Below are 18,967 nucleotides of genomic sequence, written 5' to 3'. Positions count from 1 at the left end.
TCACTGCGATTGTTTAATGGTTATTACCTTTGCGCCTTCTTTTGGAATGGTAGATTTGCCGATTAATATGCCTCCTTCAACAACTATAAGCTTTGGGCTTGTAATATCTCCGCACACCTCGCCTTTTGGCCTTATCTCAATTACCTCATCTGCTTTCAGACTTCCCTCAACCTTTCCACCAACCATTATCCCTTTTGCTCGAACATCTCCCTTTAAGAATCCACGTTCACCTAAAACAACCCAGTCAGCATCAACATTTCCTTCTATGTTTCCATCTACCCTGAGGGTTCCCTGTGTTTTTATATTACCATAAAATGTAGTATTTGCCCCTAAAAAAGACTCGACTTTATCAGCTTTTTTGAACATATTATTTCTCCTTTCTTTCTGAAGATTCGTCTCTGGCAGATATGTAAGGCATAGGGTTGACGTGTCTGCCGTTTTTCCACACTTCATAATGGACATGCGGACCGGTGGAGTTGCCTGTTGAGCCGAGCTTAGCGATAACATCACCACGTTTTACCTGCTGACCAACTTTGACTAAATTCTCTTTGTTATGAGCATAAAGCGTTGAAAACCCATGGCCATGCTCAATAACTACTACATTTCCATTTCCACCACTCCGTCCTGAATAGCTCGCTATACCATCAGCAGTTGCCTTTATCTGAGAGCCAGGGGGACTTGCTATATCCACAGCAGCGTGAAAATCAATAAATCCATCCGTCGGGTGCTCTCTGCGGCCGTAATGAGAGGTTACACGACCATCTACAGGCCACCCCCTCGGCGTTGCCATGAATATATCCCTTTGCAGCCTTAAATATTCCTTTATTTCCTCAACGCTTTTTACCCTTTCCATGGCCTCTTTCCTTATAGCCTCTATATCCTCCAGGGAACCCCTGTCTGATGTATCCACACTCATAAGGACTGCCTCTTTTGACCCTTTGGACAGTAGTGTCAAGAGGTCGGATTCTGCTTGTTTGAGAGTCCCTATTGTATTGTTCAGCTCTGTAAACTGTTCTGCGTAGTAGTTTAATTTTGATTTCATCCTCTGATATTCGACCCTGCCAACAGCAGATGACAGGGCAATATAGCTAAAGGCAGCCCATATTGCAATAATAGTCAGAATACCTATAGATGGAATGTGGATGCTGCGAGATTTGACATTGCTATAAGGAATAAAAACAATAGTGATTGGAGTAAAAGCCTTCTTAATAAAAGCTTTAATCTTGTCTTTAAACATAAGATACCCTCCCATGCCCTTTTTTTATAAAACCGAGCATAAATGCCTTTTCATCTAAATCTTTGAGTCTATAAAGGACCTTTTCGGACTCCTCAGCACTGACGACGATAATAAACCCAATGCCCATATTGAAGGTTCTATACATCTCTTCATCAGAAACCTTCCCAAGGTTGCGGATAAGCTCAAAAATCACAGGAACAGGCCAGCTATCTTTTTTTATTACTGCGCTGAGGTCTTCAGGAAGAACACGAGGGAGATTTCCTGTTATACCCCCTCCTGTTATATGGGCCATTCCCTTAATATTAAAATCTTTTAATAACTCAAGAATGCATCTGACATAAATCCTTGTTGGTTTTAATAACTCTTCGCCGAGGGCACATCCAAGTTCAGGGATAAACCTGTCTATTTCATATCTCTCTATATCAAAAAACAACCTCCTCGCAAGGGAATAACCATTGCTATGGAGGCCGCTTGATGCAATACCAACAATCGCATCTCCTGCACTAATTTTTGAACCGTTAACTATTGCATCTTTTTCTACAACGCCAACTGCAAAACCCGAAAGGTCATATTCACCGTCAGCGTAGAATCCTGGCATCTCAGCAGTCTCACCACCAATAAGAGAGCATCCTGCCTCTTTGCAGCCATCAGCAATGCCTTTCACAACAAGGGCTGCTTTTTCAGGTGAAAGCCTGCCTGTAGCAAAATAGTCCAGAAAAAATAAAGGCTCTGCCCCGCTTGTAAGAATATCGTTTACACACATGGCTACCAGGTCTATCCCAACAGTATCATGCCTGTCCATCATAAAGGCAATCTTCAGTTTGGTTCCAACACCATCTGTACCACTTACAAGCACAGGCTCTTTATATTTTTTAATATCGAGTTTGAATAGTGCGCCAAAAGAGCCGATATCTGTTATAACCTCAGGCCTGAAGGTAGACCTTGCTATCGAAGAGATGAGGGAGACAAATCTCTCGCCTGCCTCAATATCAACCCCTGACTTCTTGTATGTAAGTTCTTCCACAAGCATATAACTATAATCCTATGCGTGTTGAATTTTCAACCTTTTTCCTCTTTGCCTATCTGCCCTCAAAAAAACAATAAAAAAGCCCATTCCCAATTTTCTGGAAATGAGCCTATATAGTATTATTATCTCCATGCCCTTCGGTAGCCCCTCTGTCCCGAAGCTTCGGGACAGGTAGCTTTGCGTCTTGCTGTTACCAGCAGTTTGCCCTTATCGGTGGCAAAACCAATTTTAGCGTATCATCTAAGGCATGGATTGTCAAGAAAAATTACATTCCAAGCCCATCAATTTTTATGCCACATTTGTGGCAGGAGGAGTCTTTAAGTCTTTTTTCTTTAATATAAAAACCAAAGCGTTCTATGAGTAACTCACCACACTGCGGGCAGTAAGTATTCTCTCCTCCCTCACCCGGGACATTACCTTCGTACACGTATTTAAGCCCTGCCTCAAGCCCTATTTCCCTTGCCCTTCTAAGGGTTTTTACAGGGGTTCTTGGCTGGTCGAGGAGCTTGTATGCAGGATAAAACTGTGTTACATGCCAGGGAATTGAGACATCTATGGACTTTATAAACTCTGCGATCCACCTGAAGGTATCTTCAGAGTCATTGTATGTAGGAATAATTAAAGTAGTTACTTCAATCCATACCCCTAACTCCTTCATTAATTTAATTGTTTCAAGTACGGGACGGAGCCTCGCACCGCATATTTCTTTGTAAAATTTATCATCACCCTTAAGGTCTATATTATTGCCATCAAGATAAGGGGCAATTGCTCTTGTAGCCTCTGGCGATGTATAGCCATTGCTGACAAATACATTTTTTATCCCCTTTTCATGTGCAAGCCGTGCACAGTCATAGGCGAATTCAAAAAATATTGTTGGTTCGGTATATGTGTAGGAAATACTTTTACAACCAGTCCTTATGGCTGCATCAACTATCTCCTCAGGTGTCACAACCTCTCCTGGTATTTCACCACCGTGCTCCTTTGGATACTGGGAAATCTCGTAGTTCTGACAGTGTTTGCATTTGAAGTTACACCCAACAGTTGCAATGGAAAAAGATGTGGAGCCGGGATAAAAGTGAAAAAGGGGTTTTTTCTCAATCGGGTCAATATTCATTGAAATAACCTTTCCATAAACAAGGCTAAAAAGCTTCCCTCCCCTGTTTTCCCTTACACCACAGATGCCCCTCTTACCATCAAAAATAAGACATCTGTGGCCGCAGAGAAAACAATTTACTTTATTTTTTTCAAGTGTTTTATAAAACATCGCTTCCTTCATGAAAAAATTATAACAAAATTCTGTGAAAAACCATAAATTTTTGATATAACCTAAAATATTGCATTTAGAAAATCGCAGAGAAATAGTGAATAGTGACACCGTAGTGTCCGATAAAAAATTCAGCAATTTTATAAGTTGTCATTCCTGTCTGTCATGCTGGCTTGTCTTGTGGGTTCAATTTTGAAAATTGAACCCTTAATTTGATAATAGTCAAGCCGATGTTATATTGAATAGTCAGGTTTAAGTCGTTGCGACTCGTAACTGAGCTGTAAACAAAAAATTTAAGGAGCAAGCTTAAAAAGACAGATGGCAGAGGAATACAGAACGTAAATTCTTTAACGGGTTATAAATAAAAAAACACTTGCACAACTTTTTCATGAATGACAGGAACAGGAATGGCAGGAAGTGGATATTTAAGCAGTTCCATGAATTGTATTTTCAGGTATAATAGGGAGAGGACAAGACACTGACAAAAAACCCGAAAGTTTGAGAGAAAAATATTTGGGTATATCTAAAAACATCAAAATTGCAGTCACGTTAATAGGATTACTTATTATCGTCTTCATAGCCAGGCATGCCATTGCAGAGGAGAGGGGGTATCCTGTAAAGTTAAAATTCGGTGTTGCACCACAGCAGTCTGCAGTAAAGCTGGCCAGACATTTTATTCCCCTTACAGAGTATTTATCCAGACATGCCGGTATACAGATTGATTTTGTAACAGCCAGTAATCTTAAGATATTTATGGAAAGGCAGGCCAGTGGAGAATACGATATTGCCTATGTTAACGCTTATCATTATATTATTGCCAATAAAAAAGCAGGATATTATGCCTTTGCCAGGCCAATTGAGGAATTTACCGGTATACTTGTTGTCCGGAAAGATGGGCATATAAAAAATATACACGACTTGACGGGCAAAAGCATCGCTTTTTACGACCCGACAGCATTAGCAACTCCCCTTATTAAAGATTACCTCTATCAAAAAGGTATTGATGTGGATAAGGACATGACTGTGAAATGGCAGATAACCATGGACTCTGTCATTTTATCGGTCTTCAACAGAACCACAGACATAGGAGGAACCACCAGGAGGGCACTCCGTGTTATGAAAAACGAAATCCTGGACAAACTAATTATTCTGGCAGAGACCGATCCCCTGCCAATGCATCCATTTATTGCCCACCCGAGGGTTGATCATAATATTGTTAACAAAATCAGAGAAACCCTGATAGAGATGAATAAGACCGCTGAGGGCAGAAAGATACTCGAAGGTATAAAAATCGATGGAATCCAGAGTGCGAAGGATAGCGACTATAAAGAGATGAGACGATTTGCTCACAGAATGAAACTTCCATACTAACTTCCAAACTAATTGTTCTAAAAACATCTACAATCGTGGCTAATAATAAATCGTTTACAAAAATAGTCTTTTTGTTCCTTTTTTTAATTTTTTTCTTGACAAACAAAAAATTATCGTATATAACTAAATTCAGGATGAGGTTATGTTAGAAAAACTTCTTACATCAGGAATAAGAGCAGCCATCTTATCTTTGCTATTTAACAGCCCGGATGAGAAATTTTACGTAAGAGAAATAGCAAGGCTTTTGAGAAAAAATCCTTCTGGCGTTCAAAGAGAGCTGGAAAAGTTAGAAGCAATGGGGCTCGTCAGGAGTGAAAGAGAAGGCAACCTCAGGTACTTTAAAGTTTACAGAGATTCTCCCCTTTTCCCTGAACTAAAAGGTTTAATAGCTAAATCCCTTGGCCTGCCAGGAGCCTTAAAGGCTGTTTTGAGGACCTCTGGTATTAAAGCCGCTTTTATCTACGGCCCTTATGCTGATGGCGAAGATGCACCATCCATAGATTTATTTATAGTCAGTAATGTTACTGACTTTGACAAGAATTTAGCAGAGGTAGAAAGGAGATTCGGCAGAGAGATTAGTTACACTCTAATGAATGAATCAGACTACAGGATAAAAAAAAAGAGGGGAGAGCCGCGTCTCAGAAAGCTCTTAACTGGCAAAAAGATTCTCCTCTTAGGAAAGTTATAGCTTACCCTCGTTTTATTGCGGGGGTATAGAAAGGGGGTGAAAAGAATGGCCACAAAGAAAGCCGCCGCCAAGAAGCCTAAAAAGGCTGCTAAGAAAAAGAAATAAGATTGCTTTAAAGTGCTTTACCGCTTGGCTGTCCCGAAGCTTCGGGACAGCCTTTTTTTTACTTTACAGAGACACAGAATAATAATATCCATCCACAGATTAAATGGATTTAAAGTATTAATAAATTTTCTCTAAAAAATCTGCGGTGGATTGATTTAGTTTTTTAACAATCTCTGTGAACTCTGTGGTTTTCTTAATACATTATCTGGACAGCCTTTAGACATGAACTGCAAAAACTGGATTAGCTGCTACTGGCTCTGAGACTATTTCCCAGCAGTCCACAAAGGAGAGAAGTTTTCTGAGGAATTTTATATTTAAGGAGTGTCCTGATTTATCGGCCATTATATGCCCGTAAACAGGGAATCCTAAAAGAGCGAAGTCTCCTACTGCATCAAGAATTTTGTGCCTCACGAATTCATCTTTAAATCGAAGTCCGCCTTTATTAAGGATATTGTCGTTTCCAATTACAATAGCATTATCCAGGGAGCCACCTTTTGCTAACCCCCTATCCCTCAAAGTTTCAACATCCTTCAAAAACCCAAAGGTCCTGGCTGGCGCCAAATCCTTAATAAAATTTGCCTCATTGATATCGACACCCAATCTTTGTTCGCCAAAAACAGGATGATTATAATGAACACTGTAGGTAATTTTTAGACCTTCGTATGGGGCCACTGCTATCTGGCATTGCCTTTCAATAAGCATAATAGGTTTTGTAATCCGCAAACATGACACTTTTTTGCCCTGTTTAGCAATACCTGCTTGAAGTATAAGTCTGGTAAAAATAAAGGCACTACCATCCATTATAGGGACCTCCGGGCCATCAAGTTCGATATAAATATTATCAATACCAAGACCTGCAAGGGCAGCCATGATATGCTCAACTGTTCCTACCCTTACACCATCAAACCCGATACTTGTAGCAAATGCTGTATCTATAACAGAGCTTACGTGAGCCTTTATTTCAGTGTTGTTCCTGTCTTTTCGTACAAAAATTATACCTGTATCGCGCGGGGCAGGCCTTAAGCGTAGATTTATCTCCCTTCCAGTATGCAAACCAAGGCCTTTTATCTGAATCTCTTCCTTTATCGTCCTTTGTAAACGCATATCTTAATTATGATATGCAAATTAAATACCAGCGGAATATTCTTTAAAATCAAGGAATTAAAACATAAAGTGTATTACTTATACATTTACTATGTAGCTTTATTTATACACCTCTCCGCCAACTACCATGTCAGGAATCCTTATTGTTGGCATTGCATCTGAAACCGGGACACCCTGGGCATCCTTACCGCAGGTTCCAATAGAAAAGCCAAGATCGTTAGCGACCATATCTATAGCTCTCAGGATTTCAGGGCCATTGCCGCATAATGTTGCGCCTCTGAGTGGCTCACCGACCTTACCTTTCTCTATGAGATAACCATCAGAGACCTCAAAGACAAACTCCCCTGTAACTGTATTAACCTGTCCTCCTCCCATTTTTTTCACAAAGAGCCCCTTTTCCACTGATTTAATTACAGCTTCAGGGCTTTCCTCACCCTGGGCAATAAAGGTATTTGTCATCCTCGGTATTGGTCTGTGCTTATAGGACTCACGCCGGCCATTACCAGTGGATGCAACTCCGTCTTTCATGGCTGTAAGTATGTCATACATATAGCCCTTAAGAATCCCCTTTTCTACGAGTATGGTTCTCTGAGAAGAGGTGCCCTCATCGTCAAATCTAAATGAACCCCTCTTGTTCGGCAGGGTCGAATCATCAATAACTGTTATTAAAGGAGAGGCCACCTGACTTCCAATCTTATTGGAATACACAGACAGCCCCTGCTGTGCGAGGTCTGCTTCAAGGCCATGCCCTATAGCCTCATGTATCATTGTGCCGCCAGCCCTGGCCGAGATAACAACCGGCATCCTTCCGCCAGGGGCCTTTTTAGCTCTGAGCATCGCCACCGCCCTTTTTGCGGTCTTGATGGCTATCTCATCGAGGGGGTTTTCATCAAAAAGCTCAAAACCTATAAACCCACCAACAGGTTCATAGCCAGTCTGGATAATATCACCTTCAGCAGCAACAACCTGTATCACAGCAGTGGTGTATATGCGCTCATCTTCAGCAATATTGCCATCCGAGGTTGCAATCTGAACCTTTTGAACCGAATCCCTGTAAATTACCGACACCTGTTTAACCCTTGAATCCACACCTCTGGCCGCCTTATTGGCAGACTCAATGAGATGAATCTTTCTATCCATAGGTACATTCTCCGGCAGCAACTTTATAGCGAAATCAACTGATGGTACCTTTTTCTTTAAATCAATGGTGAATCCTGCTGCTGACATCCTCACAGCCTTACCTGCTGCATCTGCAAGCTCTAATATGCCTGCTTCTGAAAAATCATTACTGTAAGCATAGGCAGACTTCTGACCAAAAATTACCCTTACACCTGTACCTGCATCAACACCGCTCAGTATCTTTTCTACCCTGTTATCCTCAAGCTGTATTGAAGTTGAATGTGTACGTTCACCAAAAATATCTGCGAAATCTCCACCCTTAGAAAGAGTCCTTTTTAAGACCCTAAATAAAAGTTCATGGTCAAGCATATTACCTCCAGTAGACTGTTTTGTAATGAAAATTGCTCAGCAATTTAGTAGACTATTATAACAATATGGAGGGAATATGCCAGAGATTGGGCTTATTGCTGGAAGTGGAATATACGAAATACCAGGGCTGGTAATTAAAAAAAAGAAAAGGATTGTTACTCCATTTGGGAAGCCATCTGACGATTACAGGATTGTTGAGATAAATGATGTAGAAATAGCCTTTCTCCCCCGCCATGGCTCTGCTCATAATATCCCGCCACACAGAGTAAATTACCGGGCTAATATCTGGGGGCTTAAAGAGCTCGGGGTCAAAAGAATTATATCTGTCAGTGCAGTGGGCGGCATCAGTAAAGAAATGAAGCCCGGTGGAATTGTCATCCCCGACCAGGTGATTGATATGACAGGTGGAAGAAACTCGACTTTCTATGACGGCCCTGAAGTTGTGCATATAGATTTCACAGAACCCTATTGCCCTGAGATAAGAAAAGCACTTATAAAAGCTGGCAAAAAGACAGGGATTGTCCTTATTAAAGGCGGGGCTTACATTTGCACAAATGGGCCGAGGCTGGAGTCAAAGGCAGAGATAATGGCCTATAAGATTATGGGCGCAGATGTTGTCGGGATGACTGCAATGCCTGAGGCGTCTCTTGCAAGAGAACTGGAAATCTGCTTTGCAGGGGTATCGGTTGTCACCAATTATGCTGCTGGTATAAGCAGGACAAAACTTACAACAACAGAAGTGTTAAAAACAATGAAGTCTTCAACTGCCAAAATCAACATGGTCTTAAAAGAATGCATAATACATATCCCCTCAAAAAGGAAATGTCCCTGCAAAGATGCTCTCAAAGACTCCAGAATGGGCTAAATTATGTGGACAGGTATTTCGTGGATTATGTTTTGCTAAGATAGCGTAAACTTTTCTGTTTATTTATGACTCTAATACGCCAGATGGGCCTAAGATTTGATGGATAGAGACATCCAGCTTACGGATGAGGACTTAATAAAGGGTCTGAAGGCTGGAGATGCCGAGGCCTTTAATGAGCTTGTAGAGAGGTATAAAAGAATGGGGTTTTCCTTAGCCTATAATATGGTAGGCAGCATCGAAGATGCCGAAGATGTCTCTCAGGAGGCCTTTGCCATTGTATATACAAAGATAAAGGGGTTTAGGGGGGATTGTAGTTTCAAGACATGGTTTTACAGAATTATTATAAATCTCTGCCGGAAACATTACAGGAAAAATAAGTTCGCATCAATCATTTCCCTTAATATATTCCCAGACACTGATGAAGAAAAAACAATCGAAATCAAGGCAAAAGACAATGTGGAGAGGGAACTTTTAAGCAGACAACTCAATAGCGCAATAACAGCCGCTGTCAGGAAGCTTCCTGCGAAACAGCGTGAGGTCTTTGTGATGAAACATTTAAGGGGAATGAAGATACATGAGATTTCCGAGGTTCTTAACTGCGCTGAAGGGACAGTCAAGGCCCATCTGTTCAGGGCAGTTAAAGGGCTTCAGAAAAGACTGAAGGGTTTCTACAATGAAATGTAAAGAAATAGAAAAAGAGTTAATCGCCTATTACTACAAAGAGACCGAGCCTTCGATGGATGCGGAAATAAGCAAACACCTTGAGGATTGCGAAATGTGCGCTACATCATGGAAAAAACTCAAAATGACCCTAAATGCGGTAGAGGTCAAAGAGTTAGAAATGCCCGGGGCCTTCTGGAATAAATATCTCGGCAGGGTTTACTGGAAAATAAAGAACAGAAAGGCGCAAAAAAGATTCTTCACGTCGAGACTCGTGCCTGTAACTGCTGGAGTTTTGACATTACTTCTTGTCGTATTTGGAGGGCTGCGCTTATATGAATCAAGGCAGGAGGATGCCTTTATCTCAAGCAATTATGAAATCCTCAGGGGTCTTGACGTCTATCAAAACCTGGAGGTCTTACAACACCTTGAAGAAATTGAGGCAATGCACAGGGCATGAGGCTGTTCTCCCTGGCAATTTTGATTCTTCTTGTTGCCCAGAGAGATTTTTTACCCCCCAGGCAGGAGCAACATACAAAAAAAGAAGAGGAGGAGATTGTAAGACTTCTTGATATGCTGGAAAATTACGAACTTCTCAGGTCTATGGACATGTATAAAAACCTTGATGATATAGAGGCAGATGACAAAGTCATGCCTCAAAAAGAGAACCGCGAGAAAGAGAGAAAGAAATGAAACAGATAATTTTAGTTTTTATGGTCATTCTGGGACTTACAGTCCCCCTGACATCAGCGGCTGAATCCGAGAATTATAATGAAAAACTCAGGCGCTGGCAGGAAATGTCTCCTGAGGAACGTGAGAAGATAACCGGAACATATAAAGAATGGAAGGAACTCCCGATGGAAGAAAGAGAAACAATAAGGAAAAATTTTCAGCGATTTAAGGCCCTTCCTCCTGAGGAGAAAAACACAATAAGGGATCGGTTCAGGAAATTCAAAGAACTCCCTCCTGCAGAAAGGGAAAGGATTAAGAAGAATTACGAGCGGTGGAGAAAACTACCACCTGAAGAGCGACAAAGGTTAAAAGAAAATTATAGAAAATGGAAAAATCTGTCTCCGGAGGAAAAAGAAATGATAAGAGAACGGCTCAGAAAACAGAGAGGGCAGTAAGCTATTTTATTTTTCCCTGCCATTTTTTAGCCTTTTCCATTATTTCAGTCTCATCTGTTGTCTGAAGCTCTCCGTCATTGATTACCACCCGACCATCCACTATAACTGTCTCGACATCAGATGGCCTCATGCTATAAACGATATGAGAGTATATATCATAGAGCGGAGTAAGGTGGGGTTTTTCGAGGTTTACAATTGTAATATCTGCACGTTTCCCTTTCTCAAGGCTTCCTATCTTATCTCCAAGACCTAAGACATCAGCCCCCCACCTCGTTGCCATAAGAAGGGCTGTCCTGTCATCAAGGGCAGTGGGGTCTTCTGAGTGAGCCTTGTGGAGCTTGGCTGCTGTTGACATCTCGCTTAATATATTCAGATCATTATTACTCGCAGCGCCATCTGTCCCGAAGGTTACTTTCACTTTAGCTTTAAGCATCTTTACAACAGGCGCAATACCAGAGGCAAGCTTCAGGTTGCTCTCCACACAGTGGGACACGCCTGCATTCCTTTTTGCAAGTATCTCTATCTCCCTGTCTGTCAGCCACACACAATGGGCAGCAAGCACCCTTTCATCGAGAAAACCGAGGTCTTCAAGGTGTTCGACAGGTGTCCTGCCGTATCTGTTTTTTATTTCATCCACTTCCCATCGGGTCTCAGAGAGATGAATGTGGATCGGAATATCATATCTTTCTGCAGCCCTCCTTGCCCTTTTCAGGGTATCAGGCCCGCATGTGTATAGTGCATGAGGAGCAATACACGGGGTTATAAGCTCATCACCTTTCCAGTCTTTAATAAATACTTCTGCCTTTTCAAAATACTCATCTGCTGTCTTTGCAGCCGCTGTTGGGAAATCGAGAATCCCGACGCCGAGCACAGCCCTCATGCCGAGTTTTTTTGTTGCTCGCCCGGCAGCATCCTCAAAAAAATACATATCATTGTATGTAGTGATTCCCGCCTTGAGCATCTCAAGACATGCAAGCCCTACAGCATCGTTTATAAACTCAGGGCTAAGCCATTTACCCTCAGCAGGCCAGATATGATTCTCAAGCCATTCCTTCAGTGGCAGGTCGTCTGCAATCCCCCTGAAATAAACCATAGCAGCGTGGGTATGGGTATTAATTAATCCAGGAAAGACCGCCCTCCCCTTTCCGCCAATTATGTTTTCGGAGTAATAGTCCTTTTTTATTTCCTCATATTTCCCGACAGCCTCGATCTTTCCATTATTAACAGCAATCGCACCGCCATGAATAACAGCAAATTTATCGTCCATGGGGAGGACATATTCTGCGTGGACTATAGAGTCGACCTTTTTCTTTTCCATAATTTACTGATAGTTTTACAATGTCACTAACCCTCCCCCACAAGGGGAGAGGGAATCCCCCTTGAATTTCCTTCTTCTACTTGCAATGAAACTTAACTTAACAGCCTGTATTACGCCAACTCTATAAGCTTCTCTGCTATTTGAACAGCATTGAGGGCAGCGCCTTTTCTAAGGTTGTCAGCAACAATCCACATGTTTATACCATTTTCAATTGACTCGTCCTCTCTTATCCTGCCCACATAGACCTCATCGCTGCCAGCAACATTTACCGGGAGCGGGTAGACATTTTTTTCAGGCGCATCGTAAACAACAATGCCTGGAGCAGCAGACAGTATTGCCCTTACTTCATTGGCTGAGAGTTTTTTCTCAGTCTCGATATTCACTGATTCTGAATGACATCTGAACACAGGCACCCTAACTGTGGTTGCAGTAACCCTTATAGAATCATCGCCCATAATTTTCCTCGTCTCATTCACCATTTTCATTTCTTCCTTTGTATAGTCATTCTCCATAAACTTGTCTATGTGCGGCAGGCAATTAAATGCAATCTGGTGCGGATAGACATTGCACTTCGCTTCTCTGAAATTCAGGATGGCCGATGTCTGATGAAGCAGTTCATCCATCGCCCTTTTGCCTGTGCCTGAGACAGACTGAAAGGTTGTAACAACAACCCTCTTTATCTTAACTACATCATGGATTGGCTTTAAAACAACAACCATCTGTATCGTCGAGCAGTTGGGGTTGGCGATTATTCCCTTATGCCATTTCAAATCCTGAGGATTGACCTCTGGCACGATAAGCGGAACCTCAGGGTCCATCCTCCACTGGCTCGAATTGTCCACAACAACGCACCCTGCCTTTGCAGCTATTGGAGCAAAGACCTTGCTTCTCTCTGCACCTGCTGAAAATAAAGCAATATCAACCCCTTTAAAAGAGTTTTCCCCAAGGATTTCAATAGGTATAGTCTCATCATAAAAATCGATGGTCTTGCCTTCAGATCGCTCTGATGCAAAGAGTCTCAGCCTCTCAACAGGGAAATTCCTCTGTTCAAGGGTCAAGACCATCTCATTGCCAACTGCCCCTGTTGCGCCAACAACAGCTACAATATATTTATCCTTTTTTTTAAGCATTTAACTCCTTTAAGTTATAGTTAAAGTTTAAGAAAATTTTATAACTCGGCGAAATATAATGATATTTGAAGTCAGGCTGGAAGCCTGCAGTAAGATTTTTAGACTTTTAAAATCCCTTTTACCCTTTCGCTAAGCTTTACCGGCGATGTGGTCATCTTTACCAAAAACTCATCTGCACCAGCACTCATGGCCTTTTCTATTTCTACTGGAGTGCCTCTCGCAGAAAACACTATAACAGGTATATCCTTCCATTTTGGAGATCCTTTTAAAAGGGCTAAGACCTTAAACCCATCCATCTTCTCCATGTACAGGTCAAGCACTATAACATCAGGCACTTCTGTCTCAAGTACTTTAATCGCCTCCACTCCATCTATAGCCTCCAGAACAGTGAAACCATCTAACATGAGTTTGCTCTTATTCATCCTGCGGGTCATGTCATTATCGTCCACAATAAGCACTTTCTTCTTTTCAGACATGGACACACATCCCACTGCCACTAAGGTCAAGCACGGCAACCTCAGGGGCTCTAACGTATTTTCTGTGTTCTACATCCATAATTATAATACCCATCAAAGCCATTATAGCTCTTTGATATACCTGACTACAAGGTCTCCAACCTCTGTTGTCGTGTAACCCATCTGGCCTGCTGCAAGACTCTTCAGGTGTTTTCCTGTAACCTCCATCACTGCTTTTTCAACAAGTTTGCCTGCACCCTCCTCGCCGAGGTGCTCGAGCATCATTCCGCCTGCACATATGGCAGCAAGAGGGTTAATAATATTTTTGCCCTTGTATTTTGGCGCAGAGCCTCCGATAGGCTCAAACATGCTGACACCCTGAGGGTTAATATTTCCTCCAGCAGCTATTCCCATCCCTCCCTGTATCATTGCGCCAAGGTCAGTAATTATATCACCAAACATATTATCAGTAACAATCACGTCAAACCATTCAGGGTTCTTGACAAACCACATTGTTATTGCATCAACATGCGCATAGTCAACTTTTATATCAGGATACTCTTTTGCCACTTCGTAGAATGTCCTTTCCCATAAATCCCAGGCAAAGGTAAGCACATTTGTCTTTCCGCACAGGGTGAGCTTGTTTATCTTATTTCTCTTTTTACAGTATTCAAAGGCATAGCGGATGCAGCGCTCAACACCCTTTCTTGTGTTTATGGATTCCTGTATTGCCACCTCATCAGGCGTGCCCTTTTTCAGAACGCCACCTGCGCCTGCATATAGTCCCTCTGTGTTCTCCCTCACAACAACAAAGTCTATGTCCTCCGGTTTCTTATCCTTCAGCGGGCAGTCAACCCCAGGGTAAAGTTTTACAGGCCTCAGGTTTATATACTGGTCGAGCTCAAATCGTAGCCTCAGCAGTATACCCTTTTCGAGGATGCCGGGTCTCACATCTGGATGGCCGATAGCTCCAAGATAAATGGCGTGAAATTTTTTTAGCTCATCCACAGCACCATCAGGAAGAGTCTCGCCTGTCTTTAAATATCTTTCTCCGCCAAAGTCAAAATATGTCGGATTGAGTTTGAACCCGAATTTCCCTTCTGCTGCCTGAAGGACTTTAATGCCCTCGGCTATGACCTCTGGCCCTGTGCCGTCTCCGGGAATGACTGCAATGTTGTAAGATTTAGTCATTATCTTTCTCCTTACCGAAAGATTCTTTATTATTTCTCCTTCGATATTAACACAAACCTCATCCCCCGCCTCTTACACCAATTCGTAGCCGCTTCTCTTTTTCTCAATGTATCAGGATTTTCAAGTAAGTGTCTTCCTTTAATCTCATGAATTTCTTTTGATCCATCACTCCGTTCAATTAAGAAATCAGGACGGTATTTTCTTATATTTCCGCTTTCTGTAACATATGGTATTTCAACCCCGTGATTCTTTGTCCATTTTGCAACTGTCTTGTCTTTCTCAAGAAACCTCATATGTTCAAGTTCCCAGCCATAATCATATCGTTCAATAGAATAAGGGCTTTTCTTAGGGTCTTCAAAATCTCCATAGTGTGTATTAACCGACATCTCTATACCTCACTATGCTTTCAACAAGCCCCGGCAGACTGCTGAAATTTCTGCTAATCTCCGGCAATTTTAAGAGGGCTAACTTCAAGTCCTCTTTGGATGCAAAGCCTGCTGATTCACCATTAAACATTTTGTCTCTGATATGATCCATGATCACATTATACATATAACCCCTCTCATGAGAACCAATGCCTGCCTCATAAAGAAGCGCTATCCCCATGTCAAGAACATTCCATTTGAGTTTTTCAATGAGATTTCCATTGTCTTCCTCATCACTGCCCTCGGATGATGTAACTTCGGGAGGGGTATGTATCTCAATCCTCCTCGTCTCATCAAGAGCAATTCCTTTGATTCCGCTCAGGTTAACCCGCGTTATCTCTATTTCGCTTCTATCATAACTAAAACCGGCAATAACCCCTTTCCAGTTAGGATAATCAGTAGTCGTGTCCTCCATAGCCTCAATATCGCTGAGGTCGACATCTTCTTCTCCTTCGGGATTGGGAATATCAATAAGGTTTTCAGGCCTTATTAAAATCTGCGGCTTTCTTTTGGGTGGCAGATCTTCGTCTCCAAAAAGCTCAGCCTGGCCTACATCACTTCTCACTTTTGCCCTTACTAATTCCCATAACCAGTCATGCTTTAGCTTAGGATGGTCAATTACAGCGCAGATTTCGGGTTCATCCGTTCCTCTTAAGTTTCTTCTTAACCCTCTGCCAATCACCTGCTGGCCATAAACAGGAGATGAGAATTTTCTTAATAGCAGGATTGCAGATACTTCAGGCACGTCCCATCCTTCTCTCAGCATTAAAACGCTTACCACCGCTTCATAAGGACTATTAAACGAACCGATCTCCTTAGCGGCCTCTCTTGCGGTTAATGGCTGACCATTTGCCTTTTTGCCGACAACCGTATCTGCTGAGTCTTCCGTAACAAGCAACACCTTGCCTTTCAAATCAAAATCGTCTTCAAGAACCTTCACAGCCCTCTCAGCATCTTTTATACAAATGGCGACAACAAAGAGAATCGGTTTATATTTATTCTCTCCAACTGCCTTTGCCCTTCGCCTTTGCTCCTCAAGTCTGTTCAGAGCAACTGCTATCTGCTTTTTCATGGGGTCGTAATCAGTAACCCATTGTGTCGCGGTTAAGCCCCTTTCAATCTTTTCAAACTCCTCGTCCATTTCATCAATGGTTCTCTTTTCACCTGAATCAGTATTTGTATAGCCTCTGGAGGATCGGTGTCCATCCGCCCTGTCAGGTGTTGCAGTTGTATCAAGCCTGAATTTCGCCTTTTCCGACAGATGGGCAAGGATATTTGTATATTCATCTGCAGGCGTATTGTGTGCCTCATCATTAAATATAGCTAAATTGTCTATATAACGCTTTATATAAGCAAGGTTTCTCTGGCCTGTAATATGATGCTGGTAAAACTGCTGAATATTGCCGAGAATAATACCGGATTCCAGCATCCCCTGAGGACCGCCTCTTTCTCCAAGAGTATGAAGGTCAACAGTATTTATAAGATGCTCTTGCCCGGGTGGAAAGAGTTTAAACCTTCGGAAAACACTTTTATCCTTAAAGTCAGTTTCGAGTCTGTCCCTTACAATGAGATTCGGGACCATGATAAGAAAGGATTGAATGTTATGGCAGGAACGGAGCCATGCAATCACCGCAGCAATTATGGCGGTCTTCCCGCCGCCTGTAACGATGTTCAGAAGGAGATTTTTTCTGCCGAGGATTTCATAACTATAAACAGTCCTCAAAAAAGCCTCCTCCTGATGTTTCCAGAGGCGGTTTTTTCTGTCCTGCTCCAAGAGATTAGCGATAAAATCCTGAGTAAAGATATTAGTCTCAGGATAACCGCCCTGAATCCAGTCTATATATTCTTTTTCATATTGCCTGAAGGCGTTGAACATTTATTTACTACTCCTATTCAACATATTGAGTCCAACCATATTAAACTCCACAATATATAGTGACAAACTGTATTCAATCGATTATCCTCTTGACACCTAACAATACAAATGCATAAACTTTAAGTATCATGGAACTAAAAATAACAGAAAAAGACCTCTTAACAAACTTTGAATCTGTCTCGGAAGAGCTAAAACAATATTCAGCCGCCGATCCATATCTCAAAGAATATGACGAGGAAATGAAAGGGCTGAAAGATAGGGAGCCTTTCTTTGTAATTCCTGCTTCTTTCACTTATATAATTTCCTCCTGTTAAATTCCAATTGGCATAGCTTGAACATCTATGCCGCCATTTCTTGAAAGCAGATATTTTGCAAGTCTTTTATTTCTTGTATAGTTCTCAATCCTCACATATATTTCCCAAATCATATTCCAGAATTCACCATATTTGTCTTCTTTTTTTATGATTAATCCAAATGTTTTTGCCTCCTCTGGGCTAATAGATCTTCCATGTGTGTTTTTATCGCCAACCTCAAGAAATTTATTAACAGTTTCCGCTATTTCTTTTTCGCTTTTGTCTTTTAGCATGTTTGCCTTTAATTGTTCCTTAGCAAGATTTACTGTAGCATTTCTGGCTCTAACACATTCAATAATCCATGAAGGATCTTGCCTATCTAAAAGGTGTAAAAATGGAGTTGCGGGCTGTTTGTTTGTAATCGAAGTTCTTGCACTATTAATGAGCTCAATATAAGCATCTATAAATGATTTTGCAGGTCTCATAATTGCAATATCTTTTGATTGAATAAATATCATCTGAGGGTCTATAGGTCCAAGATTAGATGTGTCGCTCATAACAATTTCATCCGAGCCCATTGCAATCAATGTTCCAGCACTCATTGCAGCATTAGGGACAATCACTCTGAATTTTTTGGAATAGCTTCGGCAAACCCTAATAATATCAGCAGCGGCATCTGGTGAACCACCCGGAGTGTGTAATAACAAACCAAGATTATTATCGTTATCTTTCATCTCTATTGATCTCAGAATATTCTCAAGGATTTCGCTATCCTGATGTGCAATAGCCCCTGCTGGATGGCCAAATAAGGCAGTATAGCAGACTAAATTTGTATTAAATTTTTCCTCAAACTTTTTAATAAGTCTTTGATGCACAATTGGTGCATTAGATATTTCATCCATCAAATCAAAGATAAATCCTCGATTAGCCATAATACCCTCCAAATATAGAATGTTTTTCTAAAAACCAGTTATTAGGTACAACCTTTGGTTCTGTAATCAAGTCTGTTATTTCTTTGTCTGTAAGGATTCTCACCAACTAACCCTTTCTTCGTCCCTCTTCCTCGCCAGCCTTATAAATTCCATAGCCAACAACACCAACAGCTATCCCTTTAAAAATATTTGTCCACAAAGCATCCCATTTCTGTTTTTCTATCCATTTACGAACATAAGGCATGACCGCATCAATTTTGGGCATTAACTGTGGCAGGTCATACATGCTAAATGGTATATGGTAAAACTGGGCTGGCAGCCCGGATAATTTGATACTTTCTTCATATATTACAAGGATTGGTTTATCTTTACCAAAGCCTATTCCGACCTCTCCGTGTAACCACTCAGGTG

At 41.6% G+C, this 18,967-nt stretch carries 21 protein-coding genes and 1 riboswitch; of the genes, 7 read left to right on the top strand and 14 right to left on the bottom strand.

Annotation, left to right across the window (positions count from 1 at the left end; all coding sequences use genetic code 11):
* The 4 genes from HZC12_04165 to amrS form a co-directional block, all read right to left on the bottom strand.
* Positions 1–366 (bottom strand): polymer-forming cytoskeletal protein, encoded by a 366-nt coding sequence (locus HZC12_04165; protein MBI5025923.1) that lies wholly within the window; start codon positions 364–366, stop codon positions 1–3.
* A gap of 1 nt (position 367) precedes the next feature.
* Positions 368–1,237: a M23 family metallopeptidase gene (locus HZC12_04160; protein ID MBI5025922.1), complete on the bottom strand. Its 870-nt coding sequence runs from the start codon at positions 1,235–1,237 to the stop codon at positions 368–370.
* Positions 1,230–2,267, bottom strand: coding sequence for a phosphoribosylformylglycinamidine cyclo-ligase (locus HZC12_04155; protein MBI5025921.1), 1,038 nt, complete (start codon positions 2,265–2,267; stop codon positions 1,230–1,232). The genes HZC12_04160 and HZC12_04155 overlap by 8 nt, the downstream gene beginning before the upstream one ends.
* 133 nt (positions 2,268–2,400) lie before the next feature.
* Positions 2,401–2,480: riboswitch (cyclic di-GMP riboswitch) on the bottom strand.
* Positions 2,481–2,529: 49 nt separating this feature from the next.
* Positions 2,530–3,540 (bottom strand): AmmeMemoRadiSam system radical SAM enzyme, encoded by a 1,011-nt coding sequence (gene amrS / locus HZC12_04150; protein ID MBI5025920.1) that lies wholly within the window; start codon positions 3,538–3,540, stop codon positions 2,530–2,532.
* Between the two features lie 501 nt (positions 3,541–4,041).
* Between amrS and HZC12_04145 the strand changes: the two genes are divergently transcribed.
* The gene (locus HZC12_04145; GenBank protein ID MBI5025919.1) at positions 4,042–4,899 is read left to right on the top strand and encodes a phosphate/phosphite/phosphonate ABC transporter substrate-binding protein; all 858 of its coding nucleotides are present in this window, start codon (positions 4,042–4,044) and stop codon (positions 4,897–4,899) included.
* A gap of 142 nt (positions 4,900–5,041) precedes the next feature.
* On the top strand, positions 5,042–5,587 hold the full coding sequence (locus HZC12_04140; GenBank protein MBI5025918.1) for a winged helix-turn-helix transcriptional regulator: 546 nt from the start codon (positions 5,042–5,044) through the stop codon (positions 5,585–5,587).
* Between the two features lie 321 nt (positions 5,588–5,908).
* Here the strand turns inward: HZC12_04140 and HZC12_04135 are convergent, their stop codons facing one another.
* Positions 5,909–6,796, bottom strand: a complete 888-nt coding sequence (locus HZC12_04135) for a UDP-3-O-acyl-N-acetylglucosamine deacetylase (protein ID MBI5025917.1) — start codon at positions 6,794–6,796, stop codon at positions 5,909–5,911.
* Positions 6,797–6,895: 99 nt separating this feature from the next.
* Positions 6,896–8,284 (bottom strand): TldD/PmbA family protein, encoded by a 1,389-nt coding sequence (locus HZC12_04130; GenBank protein ID MBI5025916.1) that lies wholly within the window; start codon positions 8,282–8,284, stop codon positions 6,896–6,898.
* Positions 8,285–8,360: 76 nt separating this feature from the next.
* Here HZC12_04130 and mtnP point away from each other — a divergent pair, with 76 nt between their 5' ends.
* From mtnP to HZC12_04105, 5 genes are all read left to right on the top strand, one after another.
* Positions 8,361–9,149: an S-methyl-5'-thioadenosine phosphorylase gene (gene mtnP / locus HZC12_04125; protein MBI5025915.1), complete on the top strand. Its 789-nt coding sequence runs from the start codon at positions 8,361–8,363 to the stop codon at positions 9,147–9,149.
* Between the two features lie 99 nt (positions 9,150–9,248).
* Positions 9,249–9,833, top strand: a complete 585-nt coding sequence (locus tag HZC12_04120; GenBank protein MBI5025914.1) for an RNA polymerase sigma factor — start codon at positions 9,249–9,251, stop codon at positions 9,831–9,833.
* Entirely contained in the window at positions 9,823–10,269 is a 447-nt protein-coding gene (locus HZC12_04115) for a hypothetical protein (GenBank protein MBI5025913.1), read from the top strand. Before HZC12_04120 ends, HZC12_04115 begins: the two co-directional genes overlap by 11 nt.
* Positions 10,266–10,502, top strand: coding sequence for a hypothetical protein (locus HZC12_04110; GenBank protein MBI5025912.1), 237 nt, complete (start codon positions 10,266–10,268; stop codon positions 10,500–10,502). Before HZC12_04115 ends, HZC12_04110 begins: the two co-directional genes overlap by 4 nt.
* Positions 10,499–10,936, top strand: coding sequence for a DUF3106 domain-containing protein (locus tag HZC12_04105; protein ID MBI5025911.1), 438 nt, complete (start codon positions 10,499–10,501; stop codon positions 10,934–10,936). Before HZC12_04110 ends, HZC12_04105 begins: the two co-directional genes overlap by 4 nt.
* A 1-nt stretch (position 10,937) precedes the next feature.
* Here the strand turns inward: HZC12_04105 and HZC12_04100 are convergent, their stop codons facing one another.
* From HZC12_04100 to HZC12_04065, 8 genes are all read right to left on the bottom strand, one after another.
* Entirely contained in the window at positions 10,938–12,254 is a 1,317-nt protein-coding gene (locus tag HZC12_04100) for an amidohydrolase family protein (protein MBI5025910.1), read from the bottom strand.
* A 110-nt stretch (positions 12,255–12,364) separates the two neighbouring features.
* Entirely contained in the window at positions 12,365–13,384 is a 1,020-nt protein-coding gene (locus HZC12_04095; protein MBI5025909.1) for an aspartate-semialdehyde dehydrogenase, read from the bottom strand.
* Between the two features lie 98 nt (positions 13,385–13,482).
* The gene (locus HZC12_04090) at positions 13,483–13,860 is read right to left on the bottom strand and encodes a response regulator (protein MBI5025908.1); all 378 of its coding nucleotides are present in this window, start codon (positions 13,858–13,860) and stop codon (positions 13,483–13,485) included.
* Between the two features lie 102 nt (positions 13,861–13,962).
* Positions 13,963–15,030: a 3-isopropylmalate dehydrogenase gene (locus tag HZC12_04085; GenBank protein ID MBI5025907.1), complete on the bottom strand. Its 1,068-nt coding sequence runs from the start codon at positions 15,028–15,030 to the stop codon at positions 13,963–13,965.
* A gap of 29 nt (positions 15,031–15,059) precedes the next feature.
* On the bottom strand, positions 15,060–15,416 hold the full coding sequence (locus HZC12_04080; protein ID MBI5025906.1) for a TnsA endonuclease N-terminal domain-containing protein: 357 nt from the start codon (positions 15,414–15,416) through the stop codon (positions 15,060–15,062).
* Entirely contained in the window at positions 15,406–17,331 is a 1,926-nt protein-coding gene (locus HZC12_04075; GenBank protein ID MBI5025905.1) for a DEAD/DEAH box helicase family protein, read from the bottom strand. Before HZC12_04075 ends, HZC12_04080 begins: the two co-directional genes overlap by 11 nt.
* A gap of 310 nt (positions 17,332–17,641) precedes the next feature.
* A complete protein-coding gene (locus HZC12_04070; protein MBI5025904.1) occupies positions 17,642–18,556 on the bottom strand; it encodes an ATP-dependent Clp protease proteolytic subunit in 915 nt (304 codons plus the stop codon).
* A 106-nt stretch (positions 18,557–18,662) separates the two neighbouring features.
* Positions 18,663–18,967, bottom strand: a 305-nt coding sequence (locus HZC12_04065; GenBank protein ID MBI5025903.1) for a hypothetical protein, incomplete at its 5' end; no start/stop codon positions are given.

The sequence above is a fragment of the Nitrospirota bacterium genome (assembly GCA_016214385.1).
In the GTDB taxonomy this organism is placed as follows: Bacteria; Nitrospirota; Thermodesulfovibrionia; order UBA6902; family JACROP01; genus JACROP01.
This window is presented reverse-complemented; position numbering and strand designations above follow the sequence as displayed.

Bases quoted from the DNA above. Each gene is read 5' to 3' on its own strand.
- HZC12_04110 (MBI5025912.1), top strand. From the start codon at position 10,266: ATGAGGCTGTTCTCCCTGGCAATTTTGATTCTTCTTGTTGCCCAGAGA.
- HZC12_04160 (MBI5025922.1), bottom strand. From the start codon at position 1,237: ATGTTTAAAGACAAGATTAAAGCTTTTATTAAGAAGGCTTTTACTCCA.
- mtnP (MBI5025915.1), top strand. From the start codon at position 8,361: ATGCCAGAGATTGGGCTTATTGCTGGAAGTGGAATATACGAAATACCA.
- HZC12_04075 (MBI5025905.1), bottom strand. From the start codon at position 17,331: ATGTTCAACGCCTTCAGGCAATATGAAAAAGAATATATAGACTGGATT.
- HZC12_04090 (MBI5025908.1), bottom strand. From the start codon at position 13,860: ATGTCTGAAAAGAAGAAAGTGCTTATTGTGGACGATAATGACATGACC.
- HZC12_04085 (MBI5025907.1), bottom strand. From the start codon at position 15,030: ATGACTAAATCTTACAACATTGCAGTCATTCCCGGAGACGGCACAGGG.
- HZC12_04070 (MBI5025904.1), bottom strand. From the start codon at position 18,556: ATGGCTAATCGAGGATTTATCTTTGATTTGATGGATGAAATATCTAAT.
- HZC12_04140 (MBI5025918.1), top strand. From the start codon at position 5,042: ATGTTAGAAAAACTTCTTACATCAGGAATAAGAGCAGCCATCTTATCT.
- HZC12_04080 (MBI5025906.1), bottom strand. From the start codon at position 15,416: ATGTCGGTTAATACACACTATGGAGATTTTGAAGACCCTAAGAAAAGC.
- HZC12_04105 (MBI5025911.1), top strand. From the start codon at position 10,499: ATGAAACAGATAATTTTAGTTTTTATGGTCATTCTGGGACTTACAGTC.
- HZC12_04120 (MBI5025914.1), top strand. From the start codon at position 9,249: ATGGATAGAGACATCCAGCTTACGGATGAGGACTTAATAAAGGGTCTG.
- HZC12_04130 (MBI5025916.1), bottom strand. From the start codon at position 8,284: ATGCTTGACCATGAACTTTTATTTAGGGTCTTAAAAAGGACTCTTTCT.
- HZC12_04165 (MBI5025923.1), bottom strand. From the start codon at position 366: ATGTTCAAAAAAGCTGATAAAGTCGAGTCTTTTTTAGGGGCAAATACT.
- HZC12_04100 (MBI5025910.1), bottom strand. From the start codon at position 12,254: ATGGAAAAGAAAAAGGTCGACTCTATAGTCCACGCAGAATATGTCCTC.
- HZC12_04095 (MBI5025909.1), bottom strand. From the start codon at position 13,384: ATGCTTAAAAAAAAGGATAAATATATTGTAGCTGTTGTTGGCGCAACA.
- HZC12_04115 (MBI5025913.1), top strand. From the start codon at position 9,823: ATGAAATGTAAAGAAATAGAAAAAGAGTTAATCGCCTATTACTACAAA.
- HZC12_04135 (MBI5025917.1), bottom strand. From the start codon at position 6,796: ATGCGTTTACAAAGGACGATAAAGGAAGAGATTCAGATAAAAGGCCTT.
- HZC12_04155 (MBI5025921.1), bottom strand. From the start codon at position 2,267: ATGCTTGTGGAAGAACTTACATACAAGAAGTCAGGGGTTGATATTGAG.
- amrS (MBI5025920.1), bottom strand. From the start codon at position 3,540: ATGAAGGAAGCGATGTTTTATAAAACACTTGAAAAAAATAAAGTAAAT.